Below are 24,573 nucleotides of genomic sequence, written 5' to 3'. Positions count from 1 at the left end.
AGCTTGCCACTCGCATTGATGGGTGTCAACATAGACACATGTCGAAATCAGAGGTTGTGGAGCTGCCGGTTCTGGACCCCGAAACGGTAGTGCCGTGCTGCCCGCCCATCACTGCAGGCGAGCTGTCCCAGGACGACGCGGAGCGGATGGCCGTGATGTTCAAGGCGCTGTCCGACCCGGTGCGGCTGCGGCTGTTCTCCAGGGTCGCCTCACATCCCGGTGGCGAGGCGTGCGTGTGCGACATCCAGGACGTCGGCGTCTCCCAGCCGACCGTGTCCCACCACCTGAAGAAGCTGCGCGAGGCCGGCCTGCTGACCTCCGAGCGGCGCGGGACCTGGGTGTACTACCAGGTGGCGCCGTCCGTCGTGGCGGCCATGTCCTCCATGCTCGACCTGCGCAGCTGACTTCCGGTCCGCGGCTGCAGGGTCAACGAGCGCAGTCAGGCGGGCAGCAGTTCGCCAGGTACGCCTGAAGTGCGGAGAGGCGCTGGGCCATCGTGGCGCCGTCGCCCCGGTCGTAGACCTGCTTGCCGTCCTTGCGGGAGATCGCCAGGGCATCGTGGTGCAGCAGGCTCAGATGCTCCGAGGCGGTTGAGGAGTTCAGTACGCAGCGCTCGCGATCGTCGCATCCGTCCGCAGGCCGGAGCGCCGAAGTGGGGAGGGGGCCCGTTCGGCCAGTCGCCGCAACGCGGCACAATCGGCGCCGGCACCGTGCGGCAGGAAGGAATCGCAGTGCCCGCACAGTTCGCCCTCACCCCCATGCTCGCCGAACACGCCCAGCAGGTCCTGGGGATCTACCAGTCCGGGATCGATGAAGGCAACGCCACCTTCGAAACAGCCGCCCCCTCTTGGGAGGCGTTCGACAAGTCCAGGCTGCCTCATCACCGCCTGGTCGCACTCACCCCCGACGCGGCCGTGGTCGGCTGGATCGCCGTCTCGGCTGTCTCCGTCCGCGCCGCATACGCCGGCGTGGTCGAGCATTCCGTCTACGTGCACCCGGACGCCCGCGGGCAGGGTATTGCTCGCGCTCTGCTGCACGCATTGATCGCGTCCACGGAGGCGGCCGGGGTCTGGACCATCCAGTCGGGGATCTTTCCCGAGAACACGGCCAGTCTCGCCCTGCACCAGCAGGCCGGCTTCCGCGTCATCGGGACACGGGAACGCGTCGGCCGACTCCATGGCACGTGGCGGGATGTGCAACTGATCGAGCGCCGCAGCCGTCACGTCAACTGAGTCGCCCCCGTCGCCGGGTGTGCCGTGCGCGTCCAGTATCACGAAGTCCAGGTTCTTGCGGTGCAGGTGGTATCCGGCGGCAAGCCCGGCTGCCCGGCGCCGATCACCACCATGTCCGTCTGACCGGTCACTGCGTCAGGACGCATCGCGTCAGGCGTCCCTCTCCCGGGTGGCGAGCGCCGAGGGGGCGAACTTCTTACGCCAGGCCAATGCGACGTACACGAGGCCGATCAGGACGGGCACTTCGATCAGAGGGCCGACGACACCGGACAGGGCCTGGCCGGAGGTGACGCCGAAGGTGGCGATGGCGACGGCGATGGCCAGCTCGAAGTTGTTGCCCGCGGCGGTGAACGCGAGCGTGGTCGTGCGGTCGTATGCGAGGCCGAGGCCCTTGCCGAGAAGGAAGGTCCCGAAGAACATGATCGCGAAGTAGACCAGGAGCGGCAGCGCGATCCGTACGACGTCCAGCGGCTGCGAGGTGATGGTCTTGCCCTGCAGGGCGAAGAGGATGACGATCGTGAACAGCAGCCCGTACAGGGCCCAGGGGCCGATCTTCGGCAGGAACTTCGCCTCGTAACTGCTGCGGCCCATCTTCCGCTCGCCGATGCGGCGGGTGAGGAAACCGGCGAGCAGCGGGATGCCGAGGAAGATGACGACGTTCAACGCGATGTGCCAGACGGAGACGTCCAGGCCCTGGCCGTCGCCCAGGTTCATCCAGCGCGGCAACAGGTCGAGGTAGAACCAGCCCAGCAGGCCGAACGCGAACACCTGGAAAACGGAGTTCAGGGCGACGAGGACGGCTGCGGCTTCGCGGTCGCCGCAGGCGAGGTCGTTCCAGATGATGACCATGGCGATGCAGCGGGCGAGGCCGACGATGATCAGGCCCGTGCGGTACTCGGGCAGGTCGGGCAGGAAGATCCACGCCAGGGCGAACATGACGGCGGGCCCGACGATCCAGTTGATGGCCAGCGAGGACACCATCAGTCTGCGGTCGCCGGTAACGGTTTCGAGCTTGTCGTAGCGGACCTTGGCCAGCACCGGGTACATCATGACCAGCAGGCCGAGCGCGATCGGCAGGGAGATCCCGCCGATCTCGATCTTCGCCAGCGTGTCGTTCATCCCGGGGATCAGCCGCCCGAGCCCGAGGCCGAAGGCCATGGCGAGCAGGATCCACACCGCGAGGTAGCGGTCGAGGGTGGAGAGCTTCTTGACGATCGAGTCGTCCCCACCGCCGGCCGCAGCGGGGGAGGTGGTGGGCTCGGTGGAGGTCACGGGCAGGCCCTCTTGTTCTCGGAAGCGGTGCGGGCGGAGTCGGCCAGTGCGGCGAACTGCTCGGAGAGCCTGGCCAGGACCTCGGGCTTGAGCTTGTAGTAGGTGAAGCGGCCGCAGGGCTCGGTCTCCACCACGCCTGCCTCGCGCAGGACCTTCATGTGGTTGGACAGGTTGGTCTGCTTCGCGCCGGTCTCCTCGATCAGGTGCGTCGTGCAGAGCGTCTCGCGCGCCAGCAGGGTCACGATCTGGAGGCGGAGCGGATCGCCCAGCACCCGGATCAGATCAGGATCGACTGAAGTCAGCATGCACTGATACTTTCACATCATCGCTCGCTGATACCAGCGAGGGCTGAAGTCATTGGCGGTGGAGTTCCGCCGTGCGACGAGAGAGAACGATCACCATGGCCGACTCTTCCGGCAAGCCGTCCGTCCTGTTCGTCTGTGTCCACAACGCCGGCCGCTCCCAGATGGCCGCTGCCTGGCTGACCCACCTGGCTGGGGACCGTGTCGAGGTCCGCTCCGCCGGCTCGAATCCGGGCGCCTCCGTCAACCCTGCCGCCGTCGAAGCGATGGCCGAGGTCGGCATCGACATTTCCGCCGAGACGCCGAGGGTCCTCACCGTCGATGCCGTCCGCGAGTCCGACGTGTGCATCACGATGGGCTGCGGCGACACCTGCCCCGTCTTCCCCGGCAAGCGCTACCTCGACTGGCAGCTGGGCGACCCGGCCGGCCAGGGCGTGGAAGCCGTCCGGCCCATCCGCGACGAGATCAAGGCGCTGGTCGAGGGCCTGATCAAGGAGATCGCTCCGGCGGGCACGGCGTGAGCGGGACAAGCGACGTCGTCATCATCGGCTCCGGCCCCGCCGGCTGCACCGCCGCCACACCGCCCGCACCCGGATCAGGGCCGTGCCGTTCGGCGGCATCGTCGTCGGCGGCTCCCTGACCACTACCACCGAAGTCGAGAACTTCCCCGGCTTTGCCGAGGGCGTCGACGGCCCGGACCTTTTGGACAGGATGCGGCCCCGGCCGAGAAGTTCGGCGCCGTGATGGCCGTGGGGCTGGTCCATGGGGGCACTCAGGCGATCAACTTCATACCTGCTTACGCAATCGGCCCCGGACGAGAGGTCCGGGGCCGAACAGGGCGCTTCCCTGGCCGGTAAACCCCAGGTCAGAGCGGTAACGCGTGGTGCCCCCGGCCGGATTCGAACCTGCGACACCCGCTTTGGGAGTGGGATCGAATCCTTGCCGGAGGGTGCCGGGGTGTGCCGGGGTGTGCCGCATCATGCTGTCGTGCCTGGTCAGCGCCGCCGAGTCCGGTGGTCGATGCCGTCGGTGACATCTTGTGTCGTACCGTCCGCTCACGCATCGCTCACGCACGTGCGTATGAGCGGAGTCGAGGACCGGCGTCTCAGGGAAGAGCGCTCAGCCGGGTCAGCTCACAACTGATGTACAGGCGGGTGTGTCCAGTCGCCCTCGTTGACCTCGGGTGCCGGCCAGTAGGTACGGATGGTCAGCTCGAACTCGCCATGAGGTGCGGGCAGCCAGTTCGACTCGTGCTCCGCGCCGGGCGACTCGTGCTGGATGTGGAGGGTCAGGGAGTTGTCGGCCTCGAACTTCAGGGCTCGGTTCTTCGTCCCGAGTGAATAGCGGCCGAGATCGTTCGGAGCGAAGAAGTGCTCCGGGTTGTACAACGTGAGTGACCAGAAACCGTTCACCGGCGGTACCTGCCCGGGCGGGAAGGTGATCGTGTAGTCCTGGTCGCCGTTGAGGCGTCGGCCCTGGCTGTCGTACTCGAGGAAGAAGTACCGTGTCTCCTCGGGTTGGTTGACGTACATGTTCGACTTGGCCGTCGCTGTGCGCGTCAGATAGTCGAACCCCCAACGGGCGACATTGGGCGGTGAGGTCCATCCTCCCGGCAGGATCACCCCGTTCGTGCGGAAGTTGAACAGCGGTGCGATGACGTCGGTCTCGGTCTCTGCGGCGGATTCCCTGACGGCTTTCGCGACCGCGGGATCCGACGAGGCGGCGGCCAGCAGCGCCCGCATCATGGCGTAGCGGGACTCCTCGCCCGGCAGGGCGGGGACGCGGTCGAGGATCCCGGGCAGCTCGTCGAAGAACGTCTCGGGGTCGACCCACGGCGTCTCGCTCGCCGTTGTCTCCGGTGCCGGGAAGTGCGGGACACTCCGCCAGTCCACGGTCTTCGTGCCCGCCGTGTAGGCGCTGAGGGGGTAGATGACGACCTGGCTCAGGACCGGCTGGATGGCTGCCCTGTCCTCGTCGGTGTCGTCCAGGAACACGCGGGGGCCCATCGCCACCAGCTCGGTGGGGGATCGCAGAACGCCGGTGATGCCGGCGGGTACCTCGCCGTCCCAGTGGGGGCCGACGACCAGGTAGTTGCCCGGCTCGGTGCCGTACTGACGCCCGAGCTTCGAGAACTCCTCGCTGCGTGCGTCGTAGAGGGAGTAGACCCAGAAGCGGTCTCCGAAGTCCGGCACCTGCAGCACGACCGGGTCATCGTCCACCGCGCCGTAGCCGAAACCGTAGGCGACGTCCTGATTGGGGTGTGCCACCCACCGCTGTGAAGGGTCGATGTACTGGCTCAGCATCGTCACGTGGCCGACAGGGGCGGCGGGCAGGACGCCGCCGACCAGTCCGGGCTCGGGAGCCGAGGTGAAGGACGCGCGGCGGTGGAAGGCGTTGACGATCGGCCAACCCCACATGTAGACGTCGCGCGCGAGCAGACTTGCGAACTCCGGCGTGATCACCGTGCCCGGGGGAACCCCGCCCACCTCTTGTGCGGATCCTGACGGCGCGTTGTGATGGCTGCTCACGGGAATTCCTCTCCACATGGACATATCTGAACGTATCGGAAGCCGGTGAGCGCGGCGCGGCGACGACCTGTCGCGGACCCTCGTGAGTCCGTCCACGTGACCGGCCGCGCCGGGTGTTGTCAGAGCCGTTCCGTGAGGGCGCGCTTGAGGATCTTGCCCGTGGGGCCCTTGGGGAGCGCGTCGACGAGGCGGACGGTCCTGGGGTACTTGTACGGGGCGACCCGGGTCTTGACGTACGCGCGCAGGTCCTCCGGTGTGGCCGCAGCGCCTGGTCTGAGCGTGACGACCGCGGTGATCTCCTCCCCGTGAAGCTCGTGCGGGACGCCGATGACGGCGGCCTCGGCGACGGCGGGGTGGGTATAGAGCAGTTCCTCGATCTCACGGGGGTAGACGTTGTAGCCGCCTCGGATGATCATGTCCTTCTTGCGGTCGACGATGAAGTAGTGCCCGTCCTCGTCGCGGCGGGCGAGGTCGCCGGTGCGGAACCAGCCATCCGTGAAGGATGCCGCGTCGGCCTCGGGCCGGTTCCAGTAGCCCGACATGACGTTGGGGCCGCGTACGGCGATCTCCCCGATGCCGTCCTCGGGGACGTCCTTGCCGTCCTCGTCGATCAGCCGGACCTCCACCCCGTCGATGGGGGTGCCGATCGAACCGGGTTTGCGTACGCCCCCGACCGCCCCGAGCGTGACCACGGGCGCGGTCTCCGACAGTCCGTACCCCTCGACGACCGGGCAGCCGAAGGCCGCCTCGAAGCGGTGCAGCACGTCGACCGGCATGGCCGAGCCGCCGGTCGCCGAGACCCGGACGGTGTCCGTGCCCGCCCCGCCGGCCGCCTCCGCCGCCGTGAGCAGGGCGACGAACATGGTGGGTACTCCTTGCATGATGGTGACCCGGTCGCGGAGCAGGATCCGCAGGGCCGCAGAGGGGTCGAACCGCGGCAGGAGCGTCACGCAGGCGCCGGTCAGCACGGCGGCGTTGAGCCCGCAGGTCTGTCCGAAGACATGGAAGAAGGGCAGACCTCCGAAGACGGTGTCGGTGCCGGTCATGCCGAGGAGCCCGCTGACGGTCTCGGTGTTGCTCCGCAGGTTGCCGTGGGTGAGGACGGCCCCCTTCGGGCGGCCGGTCGTGCCCGAGGTGTAGAGGATCACGGCCGCGTCGTCGTCCGCGCGCTCCGCGATCGTCGTGCCGGGGGCAACGGAGTCGAGAGCGGCGGCGAATTCAGCGGTCGTGACGTCGGTGCACGTGATGCCCAGCCGCTCGGCGGCGAGCGACGCCTCCGGCATCGACGCCCCCCAGGTGAGGACCGCCCGGGCGCCGCAGTCCCCGGCGCTGTAGCCGATCTCGTCCGCCTTCAGCAGGGGGTTCATCGGTACGACGACGGCACCCGCCCGCAGCGCTCCGTAGTAGACGACCGCGAAGTGCGGGACGTTGGGCAGCATGATCGCGATCCGGTCGCCCGGCGCGACGCCCGCTGCGGTCAGCCAGGAGGTGACGCGGGCACTGCGCTCGTCCAGCGTCCGGTAGTCGAGCACCTGGTCGTCGAGGCGGAGGGCGGGACGGTCAGGGTGGACCTCGGCGGTGTGCGCCAGGTTGTGGGCGAGATTGGTCACCGTTGACCTCTTTCGTGCGGGGCTTTCGATACGGCTCTGCGGATACGCGCAGTCGCGTCCGGGACGGCGGAGCCGAGCTGCGGTGCGTACCGGGCGGGCATTGCTCACGTTCCCGGAACGACCTCCATCGGGTCTTGACATCAGGCGACAAAGTTTTGGCAGTTCGGGACAGGCGAGGAGCGCTGCGGGGCGTGGTGGGCAGGGACGAGTGGGCGGTCGGCCGGACTTGTCACCACGCGTCAGCTGACTGTCCTGTGCTGACAAGACCTGGGCGGGAGGCCCTGTCAGTGTGGGACGGCGGCGCCGCGCGGGGCGGGCCGAGCCGCCGGGCGGATGACGGCACCGACGCCGTTACGGCTGCGCAGGACAGCGCCGGGACGGCACGCTTCACCTGAGGACACACGTATGAGCCACGCAGACCCTCCTTCCTCCAGTTGCTGTACGCCGGCGCGGCAGCCGGGAAAGCGACCGGAGGCGCCTTCCGCCCCTGAAGCGGCGGGGCCGGACGGTGCGGCGGAGCATGGCCGGGACAACGAGGCCGTGGTGCTGCCGGGCGCAGAGTTCCTCATGGGCACGGACACGGCGGAGGGGTTCGCGGACGACGGCGAGGGGCCGGTACGTGCGGTGCGGCTGCGCCCGTTCCGGATCGCGCCGTACGCCGTGACCAACGTCGAGTTCGGCGGATTCGTCGCGGCGACCGGCTACGTCACCGAAGCCGAACGGTTCGGCTGGTCCTACGTCTTCGCGTCGTTCCTGCCGGGCGCGCTGCGCCGGATCTCCCGCCGGGCCCCGCAGACGCCGTGGTGGTGCGGTGTCGAGGGGGCCTGCTGGAGCGCTCCCGAGGGGCCTGGCAGTGACGTCGCCCAGCGGGGGCGCCACCCCGTGGTCCATGTGTCGTGGCACGACGCGCTGGCTTACTGCCGGTGGGTGGGCGGGCGGCTGCCCACCGAGGCGGAGTGGGAGTACGCCGCGCGCGGTGGCCTCGAACAGCGCCGCTACCCCTGGGGCGACGAACTGGCCCCAGGCGGAGAACACCGCTGCAACATCTGGCAGGGCCATTTCCCCACGAAGAACACGATGGACGACGGATACCGGGGGACCGCGCCGGCGGACGCCTACGCACCGAACGGCTTCGGTCTGTTCAACACCGCCGGCAACGTCTGGGAGTGGTGCGCGGACTGGTGGAGCACGGACCACGGGCGGGCTCCGCGGACCGATCCGGCAGGCCCGTCCTCCGGGACCGCGAAGGTCATCCGAGGCGGCTCCTATCTGTGCCACGACTCCTACTGCAACCGCTACCGGGTCGCCGCCCGCACCTCCAACACCCCCGACAGCACCACGGGGCACATGGGATTCCGGTGTGCCTTCGACGCGTGAGCGGTCGCATGCTCCTGCCGTTCGTCCCTTGCCATTTGCCGACAAGATCTTGACGCCGTGTGACAAGGCGGGGGAGAGGAGCGGGGGCGATCGTGTGGCGCAGGACATCTCCCAGGGCCCAGGAGGCCCCCACCGAAGAACGGCCCACGACATGATGAATTCGGTTTCCCCAGGCCCCGGCGACGGCGGCGACGGCAGGAGTGGCGGCGGCACGTATCCGCAGAAGCCGGCGCTGACCGTCCGCCGCATGGCCGGCTGGGGCGTCGGCGCCTTCGCGTCCAACGCCTTCAACACGCTCCCCGGTCTGCTGCTGCTCGTCTACATGACGGACGCACTGGGTGTCCCGGCCGCTCTGGCGGGTGTCGTCGTCGCCGTGCCGAAACTGTTCGACCTGGTGGCCAGCCCCTGGTTCGGCGCGGTCAGTGACCGCGAGGCGGCACGCACCGGCCGGCGCCGACGGCTGATGGCGTCGGGTGCGGTGATCCTGCCGTTCGCCTTCGTCGCCACCTTCAGCTCACCGGTACGCGGCGACCTCGCGGCCCTGTGGGTGTTCGCGGCGTTCCTCACCGCCTCCGCCGCCTACCTCTGCTTCCAGGTTCCCTTCACGGCCCTGCCCGCCGAGATGGCCGACTCGACGACGGAGCGTACGCGGCTGATGACGTGGCGGACGTTCTTCTTCGCCCTCGGCATGCTCGTCGGCGGAGTGGCGGGCCCGCTCCTGACCGAGGAGGGCACCCCGGGGGCGTACCGGGCCATGGCCGTGATCATCGGTGTGGTGCTGCTCGTGGTGCTGCTCGCCCCCGTCGTGTCCACCCGCGGCGTGCGGTCCCGTCCCTCCGCCGATGTGCCGTCGTTGCGCGCGGCCGTCCGCACCGCCAGGGGCAACCGGCCGTTCGTGCTGCTGTCGGTGATCCTGTTCCTCTACTTCGTCTTCACCGTGATGGTGCTGACGGGCCTGCCCTACGTGGCCACGTACTTCCTCGGCGGCAAGAAGGAACAGGCGGTGGTGTTCCTGGTGTTCGCCCTCAGCTCCACGCTCGCCGTGCCCGCCGCGGGCGCGCTCGCCCGCAGGTACGGCAACATCGCCGTGCTGGTGGCCGGCCTGTTGCTGTGGAGCGCGGGTGGCATCGCCCTGTACGTAGCCGTCGGTGCCGGCGTCGCGACCACCGCCGTGGCGAGCGTGCTCCCCGCTCTGGGCCAGGCAGCTGGACTGGTGGCCCTGTTCGCCCTGCTCACCGACTGCATGCGCATGCAGGCCGCGCGCACCGGGCACGACAGCGCGGGCGTGCTCTCGGGGGTGTGGACGGCGGTTGACACGGCCGGACACGCGCTCGGCCCGCTCTGCTACACCCTCGTCCTGTCACTCACCGGGTACGCGTCCTCGACCCTGGACGACCCTGTCACACAGTCGACGACCGCGATCGAGGGCATCCGGCTCGGCTTCTCCGTCCTGCCCGGTCTGCTCCTGCTGATGACGCTCCCCCTGGTGCTGCGCTACCGCCGCGCCGTCGCGGAACCGGTCGGCGGCCCGGCCGCGTGCCCGGCCGACGCCTGACCCGTACCCCCCACCGCTCCACCCCGAAAGGACCACTCCCGTGGTGAATCCGGCCTACCGTGCCACCCTCCCGATCCAGCAGCCGAAGCGGCCCCGAGCCACACCGATGGACGTCCGGGACGCCCAGCAGCCCGAGCCCATCGAGCGGATCAGGCCGCCGAAGGGCGCCCCCAACGTGCTGATCGTCCTCGTCGACGACATGGGGTTCGGTGCCTCGTCCTCCTTCGGCGGACCGTGCGCCATGCCCACCGCCGAGCGCCTCGCCGACAACGGACTGCGCCTCAACCGCTTCCACACCACCGCGATCTGCTCGCCCACCCGCGCCTCCCTGCTGACCGGCCGCAACCACCACACGGTCGGCGCCGCCGGCATCACCGAACTGGCCACCAGCCACGACGGCTACACCTCATCGAGGCCCGACTCCTGCGCCCCGCTGCCGGAGATCCTGCGCCGCAACGGCTACAACACCTTCGCCTTCGGCAAGTGGCACCAGACGCCCACCTGGGAGACCTCCCGCTCGGGACCGTTCGACCGCTGGCCCGTCGGCGAGGGGTTCGAGCGCTTCTACGGATTCATGGGCGCCGAGACCGACCAGTGGTACCCGAACCTGTACGAGGGCACCACGCCGGTTCCGACACCGACCGAGCCCGGCTACCACCTCAGCGAGGACCTCGCCGATCGCGTCATCGCCGACATCCGCGAGCAGCAGGCCGTCACGCCCGACCAGCCGTTCTTCGGCTACCTCGCGTTCGGCGCCTGCCACTCGCCCCTCCAGGCGCCCCAGGAGTACATCGAGGCGTACCGAGGCCGCTTCGACCACGGCTGGGACGAGCAGCGGGAGCGGACCCTGGCCGCGCAGAAGGAGCTCGGCATCGTCCCCGAGGACTGCCGACTGAGCGAGCGCCCCGCGGAGATGGAGGCGTGGGCCGACCAGCCCGAGGACGCCAGGCGGCTGTACGCGCGCATGATGGAGGCGTACGCGGGCATGGCCACGCACACCGACGCGCAGGTCGGCCGGGTCGTGGACGCGCTGGAGGAGATGGGGGTGCTCGACGACACCCTGATCCTCTACGTCATGGGCGACAACGGGGCGAGCGCGGAGGCGGGCCCGGACGGCTGCGTCAACGAGTACGCGACGTACAACATCGTCCCGGCCACGGTCGAATCGATGCTGGAACGCGCCGACGAGCTCGGCGGCCCGACGCTCTACAACCACTACCCGGTGGGCTGGGCCCACGCCATGAACACCCCGTACCAGTGGACCAAGCAGATGGCCTCCCACTGGGGCGGCACCCGCGTCGGCACCCTCGTGCACTGGCCCGCCGGCATCGACGCACCGGGCGGCATCCGCGAACAGTTCACCCACGTCAACGACGTCGCGGCGACCGTCCTCGACCTCGCCGGCATCCCCGAGCCGACCTCCGTCAACGGCGTGGCGCAGAAGCCCCTTGAGGGCGTCTCCTTCGCGTACGCCCTGAATGACCCGGACGCCGCCGAGCGGCACACCACCCAGTACTTCGAGATCTTCGGCAACCGCGGCATCTACCACGAGGGCTGGTCCGCGTGCACCAAGCACGCGGTGCCGTGGGAACTCGACGGCGAGCAGCGGCCGTTCTCCGAGGACGTCTGGGAGCTGTACGCCCCCGGCGACACCAGCCAGTCGCACGACCTGGCGGCCGAGCAGCCGGACAAGCTGGAGCGGCTCAAGGAGTTGTTCCTCATCGAGGGCGCCAAGTACCACGTCTTCCCGCTGGACGACCGCAAGGCGGCGCGCGTGAACAGCGACGTGGTCGGCCGGCCCACGGTGGGCAGCGCGGACAGTGTCACCCTCTACCCGGGTATGCGCGCCCTGCACGAGTCCGTACTGCCGTCGACGCGCAACCGCTCCTGGACGCTCACCGCTGACGTGGAGGTCACCGAGGACACGGCACGCGGTGTGATCGCGGCCCAGGGCAGCCGGTTCGCCGGCTGGGCGCTGTACGTGCGCGAAGGCGCCCCGGTGTTCCACTACAGCTGGGTCGACGTGGAGCGCTACGAGATCGCCGCACCGGTGCCGATCGGCCCGGGCAGGCACGAGCTGCGCTACCGCTTCACCTACGACGGCGGGGGCGTCGGCAAGGGCGGTCTCGGCGAGCTGTTCGTCGACGGCAAGCCGGCCGGGTCCGTGCGCCTGACGCACACGGTGCCGTTCATCTACCACATGACGGACGGCCTGGACATCGGCGAGGACAACGGCAACCCGGTCACCGACGACTACGGGACCGTCCGGGGCGTGTTCACCGGCGGCCGCATCCACAAGGTCGTTCTCGACAGCGGCGACGACGCCCACCACGACCCGATGGGTGAGGCGAAGGCCAAGGCGTCGCTGCAGTAGAGCCGCGGTGGTACGGAGATGGCCCCGGGCGCGGAATCCGCGCCCGGGGCCATCTCCGCCGGTGGGGGGCTCACGCCTCCTTGGCCGCGGCGTAGCGGGCGGCCCCGCCCGTCAGGTAGTTGATGTCGCCCAGGCCCTGCGCCTGGGAGAGCTGGGCGGTAAGACCCTGGATGGTGACCGCGTCGAGCACCGAGTGGAACTGCCCGTCGTCGGAGAAGTTGATGTTCGCGCCGTAGACGACGTACAGCACGACGGTGTCCTCGGTGTTGCTCTCCGGCACGAAGAGCTTGTGGACGGAGGCACCGGGCTCGTACAGGTACGAACCCTCGGTCTGCGGCTGGTCCGGGTACTCCCGGTAGGCCCACGAGCCCTTGAGGGTGTACGCGTGCACGGCACCCGTGTGCAGGTGGATCGGGAGTTCCGCGCCGGGGGCGAAGTGGGCCAGCACGACCCACACGCCGACCTCGGGGTCGAGGAAGAGCGGCTGGTAGTGGATGCCCGGGCCGAGCGAGTCCTTGATCACCGGGATGTCGTTGACGTTCAGCGTCAGCAGCTCGCCCTGCGGGAGGGACATGACGGGAAGCTTGGCGGCGGAGGGCTGGTCGGCCATCTGCTCTCTCCTTGTTCTTGAGTGTTCTTGCACAGGTAGGTGAAGTTGCGTCAGTGAGCGGGGACGATGAGGACCTTGGCGTCCTTCTCGGGGTCGGAGAGGCCGCGGCAGGCGTCCACGACTCCGTCGAGGGCGACCCGGCTGGTGATGAGCGGTTCGGCCCTCAGCTCACCGGCCGCGAGATGCGCCAGGGTCTGGGCGAACTCCTCGACCGTGTAGTAGAGGGAGAAGACCAGGTCGATCTCCTTGAGTACGCCGAAGGTGGGCAGGAAGCGGTCCTCGGCCATGCACAGGCCGGCGACCACCACCCGGGAGCAGGCGGGGGCCCCGGCCAGCACCTGCTGGATGACACCGGGCACGCCGACGCACTCGAAGACCACGGACGGACGGAACGGCAGCGTCGGGAAGAGCGCGGTCTGGCGCCCGTAGCGGGCCGGGTCGTCGACCGCCGCCACCTCGTGCCAGGAGTCGTACGGAGAGTGCTCGTGCGGGTCGACGACGATGTCGGCGCCCAGTTCGGCGGCGAGGGCGCGGCGGGCGGGCGAGAAGTCCGCCGCGATGACCGGGCCGATGCCCCGCATTTTCAGCACGGAGATCACCGCGAGGCCGATCGGGCCGCAGCCGATGACGATCGGCACGTCGTCGTCCCCGAGCGCTCCGCGGTTGACGGCGTGCAGAGCCACCGCCAGCGGCTCGGTCAGCGAGGCGACTTCGCTTGTCAGTCCGTCGGGCACCGGCATCAGCAGCGCCTCGGTCAGCACCATGTACTCGGCGTAGCCGCCCGGCGCCTCGACGCCGCCGAAGCCCAGGTTCACGGGTACGGGCCGGGCGAGCATGGGGGGTGAAACGACGCGAGTACCCGGCGCGAACGTCCCCTCCGTCCCGGGTCCGTTGCGTACCACCTCGGCGCAGAACTCGTGGCCCAGCACGACCGGCCGGTCCGGGTCGAGCAGGTCGCCCCCGGTCACCGCCCTCACGCCGGCGGCGAGTTCGTGGCTGTGCGTCACACAGTGCAGGTCCGAGCCGCAGATGCCGTTGGCCAAGGTCCTGACCAGGACCTCGCCGGGGCCGGGGACGGGTATCGGCACCTCCGCGAGTTCGAGGCCGCCGTTCTGCAGTATTACCGCTTGCATGGTCATCAGGTCTCTCCGTAGGCGGTCGTCACATGGCCGGGGCGGCCGGCCTGGGCGGGCCGGTCGGGCCGGGTGTCATCCGGCGCTGTATCCGCCGTCGACCGGGATGGTCACGCCGTTGATCAGCCGGGCGGCGGGGGAGGCGAGGAACAGCGCGGTTCCCGCGAGTTCCTCGGGCTCGCTGAGCTGCCCACTGGGGATGCGGCTGACGATCGCCTCGGCCGCACCAGGCAGCGCTTCGAGCGGCGCGGTCAGGGCGGTGCGGATCCAGCCGGGCGCGATGCCGTTGACCCGGACGCCCTCGGCCGCCCAGGCCAGGGCCAGGGTCTTGGTCAGCTGGACGATGCCGGCCTTCGCGGCGCCGTAGGCCGGTACCAGCGGGGAGCCGAAGTAGCTGTACATCGATCCGACGTTGATGACGCTGCCGCCGGACGCGGCCAGCAGCGGCTGCAGGGCGGTCGCCACCGAGAAGGTGCCGGTCAGGTGGATGCCGACGATCTCCTCGAACGTGGCGAGTTCGTACTCCTCCATCGGCGCGGCACGGCCCGCGCACTGCACCAGCACGTCGAGGCGGGTCAGCTCGCCGGCCAGTGCCCGCACCGCGTCGGCGTCGCGGACGTCGAGCATCCGGTCGTCGATGCCTTCGCGCGTCTTCTCGGGCAGGGGCGCGAGATCCGTGGCGATCACGTGTGCTCCGGCTTCGACGAACGCCGTCGCGATGGCGCTGCCGATGCCACCGCGGCCACCGGTGATGAGGACATGCTTGCCTGACACGTCGAAGTTGACGGGCATCCAAGGGCTCCCTTGCTCCGGAACGGTGAGTGGCCCCAGCTTGCAACTCCACCCCTGCCAAGTCTTGACGTCAGACGACAAAGATTTGACACTCGGCGACATGAGTTCGTTGATCCGCTCAAGCTCCCTCACCGGGTTCTCCGCGCTCGTCACCTCCCTCGGTGGGCAGCCCGACCCGCTGCTGCGGCAGGCGGGCATTCGCCCGGAGGCGGTCGGCGACCCGGACGAGTACATCCAGTACCGCGCCCTGGTGACCGTCCTCGACCTCGCTGCCAGGCGGTACGACTGCCCCGACCTCGGGCTGCGCCTCTCCACCCACCAGGGCCTGGACATCCTCGGCCCGGTCGGCGTCATCGGCCGCCACGCCGCGTCGGTGGGCGACGCGCTCGACGGCATCACCCGGTTCCTCTACCAGTACAGCCCCGCGATCGAAATCGCCGTCGAGACCGAGGGGCCGGTCGCCCAGTACCACTTCCGCATCCGCCCGCGCGTGCGTCGAGGACTGATCGACCTGGCCCAGATCGGTGAGCTGTCCCTCGGCACCAGCCTGCAGATCTTCCGGATGCTCATCGGGAAGGAGTTCACCCCCCGCTCCGTTTCGTTCCTGCACCGGCCGGCCGAGGCCATGACCACGTACGAGAGCCACTTCGGCTGCCCGGTGGCCACGGAGCAGGACCACTGGGGATTCCGCTTCTCGGCGGACGCGCTGGAGCGGCCGGTCGAGGGCAGCGATCCGGCGGTGAGGCGGATGGTTCTCGAGTATTTGAGCGGCGTGGTGGGCGGCCTCGGGGGCAGCGGACTGCCGGCCGAGGTCCAGAGCGTGGTCAAACGGGCGCTGCCCACCCGGCGGTTCGGGCTGGAGGACGTCGCGGAGAGCTTCGCCGTGCACCCGCGCACGCTGCAACGACAGCTGGCCGCCCACGGGACCACGTTCCAGGAGATCGTCGACGACGTGCGCCGCGAGCTCGCCGACCGCTATCTCCGCACCACGGGCATGCCGTTGGCACAGCTCGCCGACGTCCTCGGATACAGCGAACAGAGCAGCTTCAGCCGGTCGTGCCGGCGATGGTTCGGCTGCTCTCCGCAGGCCCGTCGGGCGGCGTCGGCCTGACATCCGCCGTCCTGCGACGATGCCGCTCCTCCGCCGCGACCGCTTGCGGAACGGGCTTGTGGTCAAGGGGCTGCTGCCTGCGGTGGCCGAGGGGAATCCCTGGGTGCGGGAAGTGTGCGGCCGGCGGACGGCAACTCTCCGTCTGCTCATGCGAACGGCCCCGGAGGAGAAGGCCGAGGCCGCCGAGAAAAGCCCCTCCCCGGGGGGAGAAACCCCAGGTCAAAGCGGTAACGCGTTGTGCCCCCCCGGCAGGATTCGAACCTGTGCGACCCCTGCTTTAGGAGCGTGGTGCGGCGAGTTGGGGTCTGACCTGCGAGGTGACGACTTCGGTATCTGTCTGCTGTCGTCCCTGCCGGCAACCGAAGTTCCCCGTGAGTCCCCGCTCCATCTGGCGCGGTTGTGGCATGGAGAAAGTGGCCTGGCCGGCCAGAGCTGTCGCCGTTGGCCCGAAACCGAGCTTCGCTCAGTCCGCGCCCCTGTCGGGCGGTTGGAACGCGGCAGGAGTGGTCTGTGTTCGCCAATTGCGTACATGCAGCTCGCCGCCCTGACAAACTCGACCTGTGAGCTTCGTAGCTGACGCTTCGCCACTCCAGCGCGCGCAGTCTCGGGGCAGAGCTGGGGGGCCAGGTCATGTCGTATCCCGTAGAGCGTCCAAAAGGTAAGGCTCATACGCCTCCGTCGCGCGACATACGGAGGGGCACATGCCATTGTCAGAAGTGCGGATTGAAATTGCCCAGGGACACGCGGGGCCAATTGGGGCAGTGCCCCTGTGTGGACACGAAGTAGAAAACCGCGGTGGCAGCGATGTCACCGTGGGTTCAATTCCCACACCCACTGCAGGTTGAAGGCCCTTGACCAGCAGCATTGGTCGAGGGCCTGCGGCGTATCTACTGACTGCGGGTGACTGTGATTTCCTGTGGGTTCCGGTGCATCGGGCGCGGGTGGGGCACGGCGACACCACAGCTGCGGGGCGGCCCGCCTGCTACTGGTGCGGTCCAGGGGCTGGCTGTAGGCAAACCCTCCGTGCTGAACTGGCCGAGTGGATGGCGCTTTGACAAGCCTCGTAGCGGTTGCAGGGACTTTGCTTGGATCTTTCCTGACATACCTTCTTCAGCGAAGGACAGCGGACCGTGCAGAAGCCGTCACCTGGAGACGGCTGACCCGAGAAGAACGGCTGACGGCTTACAGCGGCTTTGCCGAAGCCGTCGTCGCCTACCGCCGAGCGCAGTACGACCCGTTCCGTCGACGAATGGAAGATCGAGACAGCCTGGCGCTTGTCGATGCACAGACGGAGTCGTACGCCCGCCGCATGATCGCGCAGCAAGCTCTATTCCGGGTCCAGCTTGTCACTGATGACTCGCGTCTCGTTCAGTCCGCAGAAGAAGCGCTCGAAGCCACCAGGATGATGGTGGAGGCCGCGGACAGGTCAAGCCTGGAGAGCAGCGCTGAACGGGCCAAGACGGCGCTCAACGCCTTCATACTTGCGGCGGGTAAACACATCCGGACTTGAGCTTGTTCGTCATCCGTTCACGCCGCTGCATGGCCTCCCGGGTCGCACCTGCCTGGCATCATTACCCACCACTCTCCCCAGCTTCCATCCCGTCCGTCCTGAACCACGACCGCTCGACTCTGCCTGGGTCGAAGGTAGTCGGGATGGAAGCCCGCAACGCGCACCACGAATCCGCCGGCACTCGCGAACGGCGCCCGTAGTGGCGCGTCTGTGGCACGAGCGTGCTCATGCGAAAGGGCCAGTTCGAGAGGATCAAGCCTCCGAACTGGCCCTTTGTGCTGTGCCCCCGGCAGGATTCGAACCTGCGACACCCGCTTTAGGAGAGCGGTGCTCTATCCCCTGAGCTACGAAGGCGGGGATCCGCCGGAAGCAGGCGCGAAAACCGGTCCGCTTGGGCGGCGGGTCTCACACTCGGCTTGCCGACAGTTCTGTGGTGGTCTGGCCTGCAAGGGCCGGGCCACCGCCGACAGTGTAGCGGGTGGGAAGAGGTCGGTCCTGCGGGTTGCCGGCCGCGTGCCCGTGGCGCGCGGCCGGTGAACCAGGAGCCGGCGGCTTCGTGCCGGCCTCGTCGCTCGGTACCGGCGGAGCATCGTCCGGGCGTGCGCCCGCAGTGTCTGCGCGTCTCTGTCTCCGCGTCCGGGGTCTTAGCGTCTGTGTCTCTGCGCGGAGGGCGACGTGGCGCAGGCCGGGATTCGTGCGGCGGTCGTACGGTCGCGCCGACGACCGGGCGTCCCGGTTCCCGGCCGCCGCCTGTTCAGTGGCCGCGGCCGGGAACCGGGACCTCCGCGCCGTCGAACTCCCGTCGCGCCTGCTCGACGCGGGGCAGGTTGTCCGCGGACCAGTTCGCGAGGTGGGCGAAGAGCGGCGCCAGACTGCTCCCGAGCGCGCTGATCTCGTACTCCACCCTGGGGGGAACCTCGGGGTGGTAGGTGCGGACCACCAGCCCGTCGCGCTCCATCTGCCGCAGGCGCTGGGTGAGCACCTTCGGGGTGATGGTGCCGATGTTGCGCTGCAGCACGACGAAGCGCTGGCGGCCGAAGGCGTGGAGTGTCCACAGGATCGGCGTCGTCCACCGGCTGAAGACGATGTCGAGCACCGGGGAGATCGGGCACGCCTGCTCCGGGGCCACTCCGGGCGAGCGGGCGGTCGTCCCGGCGCCCCGCGGGGCGGTGCTGGTGTCCATGGAGCCCTCCAGGTGATCGGCCGCTTTCCTTCAGGTAGCGACTTTACTGAGGATGCCGGCATCCAGGAAGGGGTCACCGGGCGGCCGTGCCCCGAGGGGCACGCAGGCCGGTTTCGAGGTCGCGGTCCGCTGCCAAGGAGCTGTTCCCCGCCGGACCCGGCACCCGACCGTCCCCGCCGGACCCGGCACCCGACCGTCCCCGTCGCGCGGCGCCCGCCGATCCCGCGGGCGCCGGCCGGGGAGGCCCGGTTGACGGGCGCACGGTGCGGGCATAGCGTCGCCGGGCCGCTGAGCCAGTCCGCTGCACCTGAGAGGCCGTTCGTGCCGCACACCGACCCCAGCAGTTCCCCTTCGCCCACGCCCGCCGACGATCCGGCCGCTCGCATCGAGGCGTCGCTGACCGGCCCCGGGGCCCCCTTCGCCGTGGCGCGCGCCGAGCACGGGCCGCTCGTCTACGCGCACGGGCCGCGCACCTTGCGGGAGTTCGTGGAGACCACCTGGGCCTTCGGTGACCACCCCTTCCTCGTTTCGGGTGAACGGGTCTGCTCGTACGGGGAGTTCTTCGCGGCCGCGTCGTCGCTGGCCCTGCGGCTCAACGGGACGTACGGGCTCCGCCCCGGGGACCGGGCCGTGGTGGCGATGCGCAATCATCCCGAGTGGCAGATCGCGTTCTGGGCGGCGCAGCTGGCAGGTCTCGTCGCCGTGCCGCTCAACGCGTGGTGGACGGAGGACGAGTTCGTCCACGCCCTCGACGACTGCGAGCCGAGGGTCCTGCTGGTCGACGGGGAGCAACTGCCCAAGACCGCGGCCTGGGGCCGGAAGGCCGGGGCGCGCTTCGTCGTCTTCCACCACGAGGGGGAGGTGCCGGAAGGGGCCGAGCGGTACGCGGACCTGCCCGAGCCCGACCCGTCGGCGGCGCCGCCCGACGTGGAGGTCCGGCCCGAGGACGACGCCACGATCATCTACACCTCGGGCACCACCGGGCGGCCCAAGGGCGCCGTCGCCACCCAGCTCGCGCAGGCCGGTGCCGCCCTCAACCCGCGCTACCAGGCGGCTGCCTCGGCGCTGGGCCGTGGAGTCATCCCGGGGCAAGGGGAACCGCCGGTCACCCTGATGACGTTCCCGTTCTTCCACGTCGCGGCGTTCACCAGCCTCTACGCCGCCATGGCGGCGGGCGGCACCCTCGTGCTGATGCCCAGGTGGGACGCGGGCGAGGCCCTGCGTCTGATCCGCCGGCACCGGGTCACCCACTACGCGGGAGTTCCGGCGACGGCGCTCCAACTGCTCGCGGCCGCGGACGCTGCCGGCGACGGTCTGGAGAGCCTGACGGGGCTGAACACGGGTGGCGCGGCGGCTCCTCCGGACCTGGTCGCCCAGCTCACGGCCCGGCACGGCGAGCGGATCGAGCCGCGCAACGGCTACGGCCTGACCGAGACCAGTGGCGGGGTGCTGGCCAACTTCGGTGGCGCGTACCGGGCGCACCCGGAATCCGTCGGCACCCCGACACCGGTCACCGAGGTGCGGATCGCCGGTCCGGCGGGGGAGCCGCTCGCGGACGGGGAGCCCGGCGAGCTGTGGCTGCGCGGTCAGTCCCTGGTCCGCGGCTACTGGCGCGACGAGGCGGCGACCGCCGGGGCGTTCACCGGCGGCTGGTTCCGTACGGGGGATCTCGCGGTTCTCCGGGACGGGCGGGTGGCCGTCGTCGACCGGATCAAGGACATGGTGATCCGGGGCGGGGAGAACGTGTACTGCGTGGAGGTCGAGGCCGCTCTGCACGACCATCCCGATGTCGAGGACGCGGCGGTGCTCGGCGTCCCGCATCCGGTGCTGGGTGAGGAGGTCGCGGCGGTCGTCCGGCTGCGCCGGGGTTCCACGGCCACGCCCGACGTCATCAGGGCGCACGTGGGCCGGAGCCTGGCGGCGTTCAAGGTGCCGTCCCACGTCCTGCTGACCCAGGACCCCCTGCCGCGGAACGCCACGGGGAAGGTGCTCAAGCGGGAGCTGCGCGGGGCGCTCCAGGAGCATGTGGAGGGCGGGGACCGGGCGCTCAGGGCCGAGTGATCCTGACCCGGTAGTTCCCGTCGTCGTCCTTCTCCAGCACGGATATTCGTACGCCGTCGGTCCGGTCGGTGAACGTCTCGCCGGGCTGGAACGGGGCGTCGGAGAGCTCGGCGTGGACGTTGGGCCGCCGGGTGCAGCCGCCGCTGTCCTCGGTGCTGTCCTCGACGGAGACGGGGCCCTGGCCGGTGTCCACGTCGGAGCTCACCTTGTAGATGAGGACGCCGGGCCGGCAGACGGCCTCGTCGTTGCCCTCGGGGGTCCGTACCTCCACCGCGTAGCCGGACTGCGCGCTCACGGGGACGAAGGCGAGCTTCGGTCCGCCCGTCGTGGCCAGTGGTCCGAGGAGGTGTTCGCTGGTCCCGGGCATGGCGGCACAGCTGACCTGGTCGCCGTCCAGCCAGCCGAGCTTCCACTTGTGCCAGCCCAGGAGGTCGTTGTTGGCCCCCCAGTCCTCGGACATGATGTCCCAGTGGCCGACGGAGCCGCCGCCCTCCATCGTGTAGAGGTCGGGCAGTCCGAAGACGTGCCCGTTCTCATGGGGCAGGACCCGGTAGCCGGTCTCGGCGTAGGAGCCCGAGCCGTCGTCCTGCCGGCTGTAGACGAAGGACGTGTTGGCGAGCGGGGTGCCGTCGGCGAAGGGGGCGTCGTCGTTGCCCGAGAAGGTCACCGACAGGACGGTGTCGAGCGCGGAGGGGCCGGCGTTCGGGGTGACCAGCACGTTGACCAGGTCGTACGCCGAGAAGTCGACCTTCGGGTCGGCGACGGCCACCAGGTCCTTGACCATCGCGCGGTAGCCGGGTTCGTAGGGTGAGCCGCGTTCGATGCCGTACTCGGAGAACGGGAGCGGCATCCGCAGCCAGTCCTTCACGGGTGCTTCGGGCACGTAGGTGAGGCGCCCGTAGGAGCTGGTGCGGAACCAGTCGGAGGTCTGCGGGAAGAACTCCGCGAGCCGGTCCGCCGCTGGTTCCTCCGCCTGCGCGTCGGGGAAGTCGATCATCAGGTTGAGGGCTCTGATCTGGCCGGTCGAGCGGGCGTATCCGGGGGGTGTCGGCATCCCCTCCGACATCTGTACGCCCATGGCCGTGGGTATCCGGCACGGCCCGAGGCCTGTCCCGCGTGGTGCCGCCACCGGCCCGGCCGAGGCGCGGCTGGCGATGGGGAGGGTGGAGCTGGCCGATGCCATCGTGGCGATGACGAGGGCGGTCGCTCCGGCGAGCGCGATCGGGCGGCGGTATCGGCGTATCCGGTGGCGGGGCTGCTGCATAGGGCGTCGCCTTCGGGTCCGCGGCAGTCGGCCGGCCCTGACTGCGCTCTGGCGATCAGCCTCTGCCGGGCGGTGGTGGACCGCTCGCTGGGTGCGCCGATGGAGGGTATTCCGACGCGGGAGGTGTGTGGCGCAGGTCACATATGCGTGGGAAATAACCGGGGACCCTCTCCCCGTTTGCACCTGTGTCCCCAGTGAAACGGGGATGCGGTCCCCGGTTCCACCGGGAGGCCGGACAGACACCTGAAGGGAAGGGCCGTGGTCGTGGAGTCCGCCGCCGGAACCGCCTCCTGCGCCGCACAGCGCCGTACGCCCCGTCCGCGGGCCGACGCGCTGCGCAACCGGGAGCGGATCGTGACGGCCGCGCGCGAGATGTTCGTCGAGTACGGGCCGGACGTGCCGCTCGACGAGGTCGCGCGACGGGCCGGGGTCGGCAACGCCACGCTCTACCGGAACTTCCCCGACCGGGCGGCCCTGATCCATGAGGTCGTGCTCGCCGTCACCTCCCGCACCACCGACCGGTTGGAGGAGGCCGTCGCGGCCGAGTCCGACCCCTTCGCCGCGCTCAGCCGCTTCGTGCACGCGGCGGCCGACGAACGGATCGGCGCCCTGTGCCCGATGCTGTCCGGCGGCTTCGACGGCGACCATCCAGAACTGCTCAGCGAGCGCCGTCGCCTCGAAGAGGCGGTGGAAGGCCTCGTGGAGCGCGCCAAGTCCGCGGGGAGGCTGCGCACCGACATCGCCGTCGGTGACATTCTCGTCGCCCTCTCCCAGCTCACCCGGCCGCTGCCCGGCATCGCATGCCCGGACATCGACCGGTTCACCCACCGTCATCTGCAGCTCCTCCTGGACGGCCTGGAAGCCCCGGCCCGCTCCGAGCTGCCTGGATCGGCGGCGACCTTGGAGGTCCTGCGCAGCGGCCGCTGACGCCCGCGCACCGGAGAACGACACCCCTCAGACCCCCGGCCCCCAGCGGGCCCCACCAGCCCTGCGACCGGGCGGGACCCGACACGGGTCCGGCCGCCGGTCCCTCCCGCCCTTTTTCGGTCCCGTACCCGGCCCGCTCGCGCGGCCCGTCCGCGGACTCAGCAACTCCTCGTGTCCTTAGGTGGCTACTCCCATGTCGAAAACAGCCGGCACACTCCCGGATCCCAGCCGCTGGAAAGCGCTGGCCTTCATCGCCCTCGCCCAGCTGATGGTCGTGCTCGACGCGACCATCGTGAACATTGCCCTGCCCTCGGCCCAGACGGACCTGGGCATCTCCGACGGCAACAAGCAGTGGGTCATCACGGCCTATGCCCTCGCCTTCGGCGGGCTGCTGCTCTTCGGCGGACGCATCGCCGACCTCTGGGGCCGCAAGCGCACCTTCGTGGTGGGCCTGATCGGTTTCGCCGCCGCCTCCGCGCTCGGCGGCGCGGCGCAGGGCGAGGCCATGATGTTCGGCTCCCGCGCTCTGCAGGGCGTCTTCGGCGCGCTGCTCGCACCGGCGGCGCTCTCCCTGCTCGCCGTGATGTTCACGGACGCCAAGGAGCGTGCCAAGGCCTTCGGTATCTACGGAGCGATCGCCGGTGGCGGTGGCGCGGTCGGCCTGATCCTGGGCGGCTTCCTGACCGAGTACCTGAACTGGCGCTGGACCTTCTTCGTCAACATCCCGTTCGCGATCGTCGCCGCCGTCGGCGCCTATCTCGTCATCCGTGAGCCGGCCGGCGGCCGCAACCGCTCGCCGCTCGACATCCCCGGCGTCGCCCTGTCCACGCTGGGCCTCGTCTCGCTGGTCTACGCCTTCACCCGCGCCGAGTCGGCCGGCTGGTCGGACTCGCTGACCATCGGAATGTTCGTGGCCGCGGCCGTGCTGCTGCTGGCCTTCGTCGTCACCGAGTCGCGCGTGAGGTCGCCGCTGCTGCCGCTGCGCGTCGTGACCGACCGCAACCGCGGCGGCGTCTACCTCTCGCTGGGACTCGCCATCATCGCGATGTTCGGGCTGTTCCTCTTCCTGACGTACTACCTCCAGGTGGTCAAGGGCTACACCCCGGTCAAGACCGGCTTCGCGTTCATGCCGATGATCGTGGGCATGATCACCGGCTCCACGCAGATCGGCGCCCGGCTCATGACCCGGGTCCCGCCGCGGCTGCTGATGGGCCCCGGCTTCCTGGTGGCGGCCGTCGGCATGCTGCTGCTGACCCAGCTGGACATCGACACCTCGTACGCGGCCGTCATCCTGCCCGGACAGCTGCTGCTCGGCCTGGGCATGGGTACGGCGTTCATGCCGGCCATGTCCCTGGCCACCCACGGCATCGAGCCGCGTGACGCGGGTGTGGCCTCCGCGATGGTGAACACCTCGCAGCAGGTCGGTGGCGCCATCGGTACGGCGCTGCTCAACACCATCGCAGCCAGTGCCACCACCGCCTACGTCGTGGACCACGCCGCCGGTGCGAGTGATCCCCAGCTGCTCCAGCTGCAGGCCATGGTCAGCGGCTTCGCCGCGGCGATCTGGTGGGCGGTCGGCATCCTGGCCGCCGCCTCGGCGATCGCGGTGACCCTGATCAACACCGGTCGCCCGGGTACCGGTGCCCCCGACGGCTCGGGGGACCGGGCGGACGGGGTCGAGGACGAGTTCAGGATCCCCGTCGTCGCCCACTGAGTGCCGCGCCGGTCAGGG

At 69.9% G+C, this 24,573-nt stretch carries 20 protein-coding genes, 1 tRNA gene and 1 pseudogene; 12 read left to right on the top strand and 10 right to left on the bottom strand.

Annotation, left to right across the window (positions count from 1 at the left end; all coding sequences use genetic code 11):
* Positions 1–38 precede the first annotated feature (38 nt).
* Complete coding sequence (locus ACIRJR_RS31280; RefSeq protein ID WP_403786852.1) at positions 39–404, top strand: ArsR/SmtB family transcription factor; 366 nt, start codon at positions 39–41, stop codon at positions 402–404.
* A gap of 354 nt (positions 405–758) precedes the next feature.
* Positions 759–1,232, top strand: a complete 474-nt coding sequence (locus ACIRJR_RS31275) for a GNAT family N-acetyltransferase (protein ID WP_403787029.1) — start codon at positions 759–761, stop codon at positions 1,230–1,232.
* A 150-nt stretch (positions 1,233–1,382) separates the two neighbouring features.
* On the opposite strand, the gene arsB is transcribed toward ACIRJR_RS31275, so the two are convergent.
* Together arsB and ACIRJR_RS31265 are read right to left on the bottom strand one after the other, a co-directional pair.
* A complete protein-coding gene (gene arsB, locus ACIRJR_RS31270) occupies positions 1,383–2,504 on the bottom strand; it encodes an ACR3 family arsenite efflux transporter (RefSeq protein ID WP_403786850.1) in 1,122 nt (373 codons plus the stop codon).
* Positions 2,501–2,809 (bottom strand): ArsR/SmtB family transcription factor, encoded by a 309-nt coding sequence (locus ACIRJR_RS31265; protein ID WP_403786848.1) that lies wholly within the window; start codon positions 2,807–2,809, stop codon positions 2,501–2,503. Before ACIRJR_RS31265 ends, arsB begins: the two co-directional genes overlap by 4 nt.
* A gap of 95 nt (positions 2,810–2,904) precedes the next feature.
* Between ACIRJR_RS31265 and ACIRJR_RS31260 the strand changes: the two genes are divergently transcribed.
* Both ACIRJR_RS31260 and ACIRJR_RS31255 read left to right on the top strand, forming a co-directional pair.
* Complete coding sequence (locus ACIRJR_RS31260) at positions 2,905–3,327, top strand: arsenate reductase ArsC (RefSeq protein ID WP_403786846.1); 423 nt, start codon at positions 2,905–2,907, stop codon at positions 3,325–3,327.
* Positions 3,324–3,552: pseudogene (locus ACIRJR_RS31255) on the top strand (NAD(P)/FAD-dependent oxidoreductase); the annotation flags it as partial. The gene ACIRJR_RS31260 and the pseudogene ACIRJR_RS31255, both read left to right, overlap by 4 nt.
* 387 nt (positions 3,553–3,939) lie before the next feature.
* On the opposite strand, the gene ACIRJR_RS31250 reads toward ACIRJR_RS31255, so the two are convergent.
* Positions 3,940–5,334 carry a DUF1254 domain-containing protein gene (locus tag ACIRJR_RS31250; RefSeq protein ID WP_403786844.1) on the bottom strand — a complete coding sequence of 465 codons (1,395 nt, stop codon included), beginning with the start codon at positions 5,332–5,334 and terminating at the stop codon, positions 3,940–3,942.
* A gap of 119 nt (positions 5,335–5,453) precedes the next feature.
* On the bottom strand, positions 5,454–6,944 hold the full coding sequence (locus ACIRJR_RS31245; protein ID WP_403786842.1) for a long-chain fatty acid--CoA ligase: 1,491 nt from the start codon (positions 6,942–6,944) through the stop codon (positions 5,454–5,456).
* Positions 6,945–7,349: 405 nt separating this feature from the next.
* Between ACIRJR_RS31245 and ACIRJR_RS31240 the strand changes: the two genes are divergently transcribed.
* From ACIRJR_RS31240 to ACIRJR_RS31230, 3 genes are all read left to right on the top strand, one after another.
* The gene (locus ACIRJR_RS31240) at positions 7,350–8,321 is read left to right on the top strand and encodes a formylglycine-generating enzyme family protein (protein WP_403786840.1); all 972 of its coding nucleotides are present in this window, start codon (positions 7,350–7,352) and stop codon (positions 8,319–8,321) included.
* 151 nt (positions 8,322–8,472) lie between these two features.
* Positions 8,473–9,876, top strand: a complete 1,404-nt coding sequence (locus ACIRJR_RS31235) for an MFS transporter (RefSeq protein ID WP_403786838.1) — start codon at positions 8,473–8,475, stop codon at positions 9,874–9,876.
* A gap of 40 nt (positions 9,877–9,916) precedes the next feature.
* Positions 9,917–12,250 (top strand): arylsulfatase, encoded by a 2,334-nt coding sequence (locus ACIRJR_RS31230; RefSeq protein ID WP_403786836.1) that lies wholly within the window; start codon positions 9,917–9,919, stop codon positions 12,248–12,250.
* Positions 12,251–12,320: 70 nt separating this feature from the next.
* On the opposite strand, the gene ACIRJR_RS31225 is transcribed toward ACIRJR_RS31230, so the two are convergent.
* From ACIRJR_RS31225 to ACIRJR_RS31215, 3 genes are all read right to left on the bottom strand, one after another.
* Positions 12,321–12,860, bottom strand: a complete 540-nt coding sequence (locus ACIRJR_RS31225; protein WP_403786834.1) for a 2,4'-dihydroxyacetophenone dioxygenase family protein — start codon at positions 12,858–12,860, stop codon at positions 12,321–12,323.
* 50 nt (positions 12,861–12,910) lie between these two features.
* The gene (locus tag ACIRJR_RS31220; RefSeq protein WP_403786832.1) at positions 12,911–13,999 is read right to left on the bottom strand and encodes a zinc-binding dehydrogenase; all 1,089 of its coding nucleotides are present in this window, start codon (positions 13,997–13,999) and stop codon (positions 12,911–12,913) included.
* A 69-nt stretch (positions 14,000–14,068) separates the two neighbouring features.
* A complete protein-coding gene (locus ACIRJR_RS31215; RefSeq protein WP_403786830.1) occupies positions 14,069–14,785 on the bottom strand; it encodes an SDR family NAD(P)-dependent oxidoreductase in 717 nt (238 codons plus the stop codon).
* Between the two features lie 100 nt (positions 14,786–14,885).
* Between ACIRJR_RS31215 and ACIRJR_RS31210 the strand changes: the two genes are divergently transcribed.
* Both ACIRJR_RS31210 and ACIRJR_RS31205 read left to right on the top strand, forming a co-directional pair.
* Positions 14,886–15,896 carry an AraC family transcriptional regulator gene (locus tag ACIRJR_RS31210; protein WP_403786828.1) on the top strand — a complete coding sequence of 337 codons (1,011 nt, stop codon included), beginning with the start codon at positions 14,886–14,888 and terminating at the stop codon, positions 15,894–15,896.
* Between the two features lie 1,051 nt (positions 15,897–16,947).
* On the top strand, positions 16,948–17,406 hold the full coding sequence (locus ACIRJR_RS31205; protein ID WP_403786826.1) for a hypothetical protein: 459 nt from the start codon (positions 16,948–16,950) through the stop codon (positions 17,404–17,406).
* A 281-nt stretch (positions 17,407–17,687) separates the two neighbouring features.
* Here the strand turns inward: ACIRJR_RS31205 and ACIRJR_RS31200 are convergent.
* A tRNA-Arg gene (locus tag ACIRJR_RS31200) sits at positions 17,688–17,760 on the bottom strand.
* A gap of 400 nt (positions 17,761–18,160) precedes the next feature.
* Positions 18,161–18,589 (bottom strand): winged helix-turn-helix transcriptional regulator, encoded by a 429-nt coding sequence (locus tag ACIRJR_RS31195; protein WP_403786824.1) that lies wholly within the window; start codon positions 18,587–18,589, stop codon positions 18,161–18,163.
* A gap of 321 nt (positions 18,590–18,910) precedes the next feature.
* Here ACIRJR_RS31195 and ACIRJR_RS31190 point away from each other — a divergent pair, with 321 nt between their 5' ends.
* Complete coding sequence (locus ACIRJR_RS31190; protein ID WP_403786822.1) at positions 18,911–20,650, top strand: class I adenylate-forming enzyme family protein; 1,740 nt, start codon at positions 18,911–18,913, stop codon at positions 20,648–20,650.
* Here ACIRJR_RS31190 and ACIRJR_RS31185 read toward each other — a convergent pair.
* Positions 20,637–21,914 carry a M6 family metalloprotease domain-containing protein gene (locus tag ACIRJR_RS31185; protein ID WP_403786820.1) on the bottom strand — a complete coding sequence of 426 codons (1,278 nt, stop codon included), beginning with the start codon at positions 21,912–21,914 and terminating at the stop codon, positions 20,637–20,639. The genes ACIRJR_RS31190 and ACIRJR_RS31185 overlap by 14 nt on opposite strands.
* Before the next feature lie 264 nt (positions 21,915–22,178).
* Here ACIRJR_RS31185 and ACIRJR_RS31180 point away from each other — a divergent pair, with 264 nt between their 5' ends.
* On the top strand, positions 22,179–22,841 hold the full coding sequence (locus ACIRJR_RS31180) for a TetR/AcrR family transcriptional regulator (protein ID WP_403787027.1): 663 nt from the start codon (positions 22,179–22,181) through the stop codon (positions 22,839–22,841).
* Positions 22,842–23,034: 193 nt separating this feature from the next.
* A complete protein-coding gene (locus ACIRJR_RS31175; protein ID WP_403786818.1) occupies positions 23,035–24,555 on the top strand; it encodes an MFS transporter in 1,521 nt (506 codons plus the stop codon).
* The last annotated feature ends 18 nt before the right edge of the window (positions 24,556–24,573 follow it).

The organism is Streptomyces sp. NPDC102402, from assembly GCF_044765765.1.
In the GTDB taxonomy this organism is placed as follows: domain Bacteria; phylum Actinomycetota; class Actinomycetes; order Streptomycetales; family Streptomycetaceae; genus Streptomyces.
Note: the sequence above shows the minus strand (reverse complement) of the source record. Positions and strands in the feature narration are given on the sequence as shown.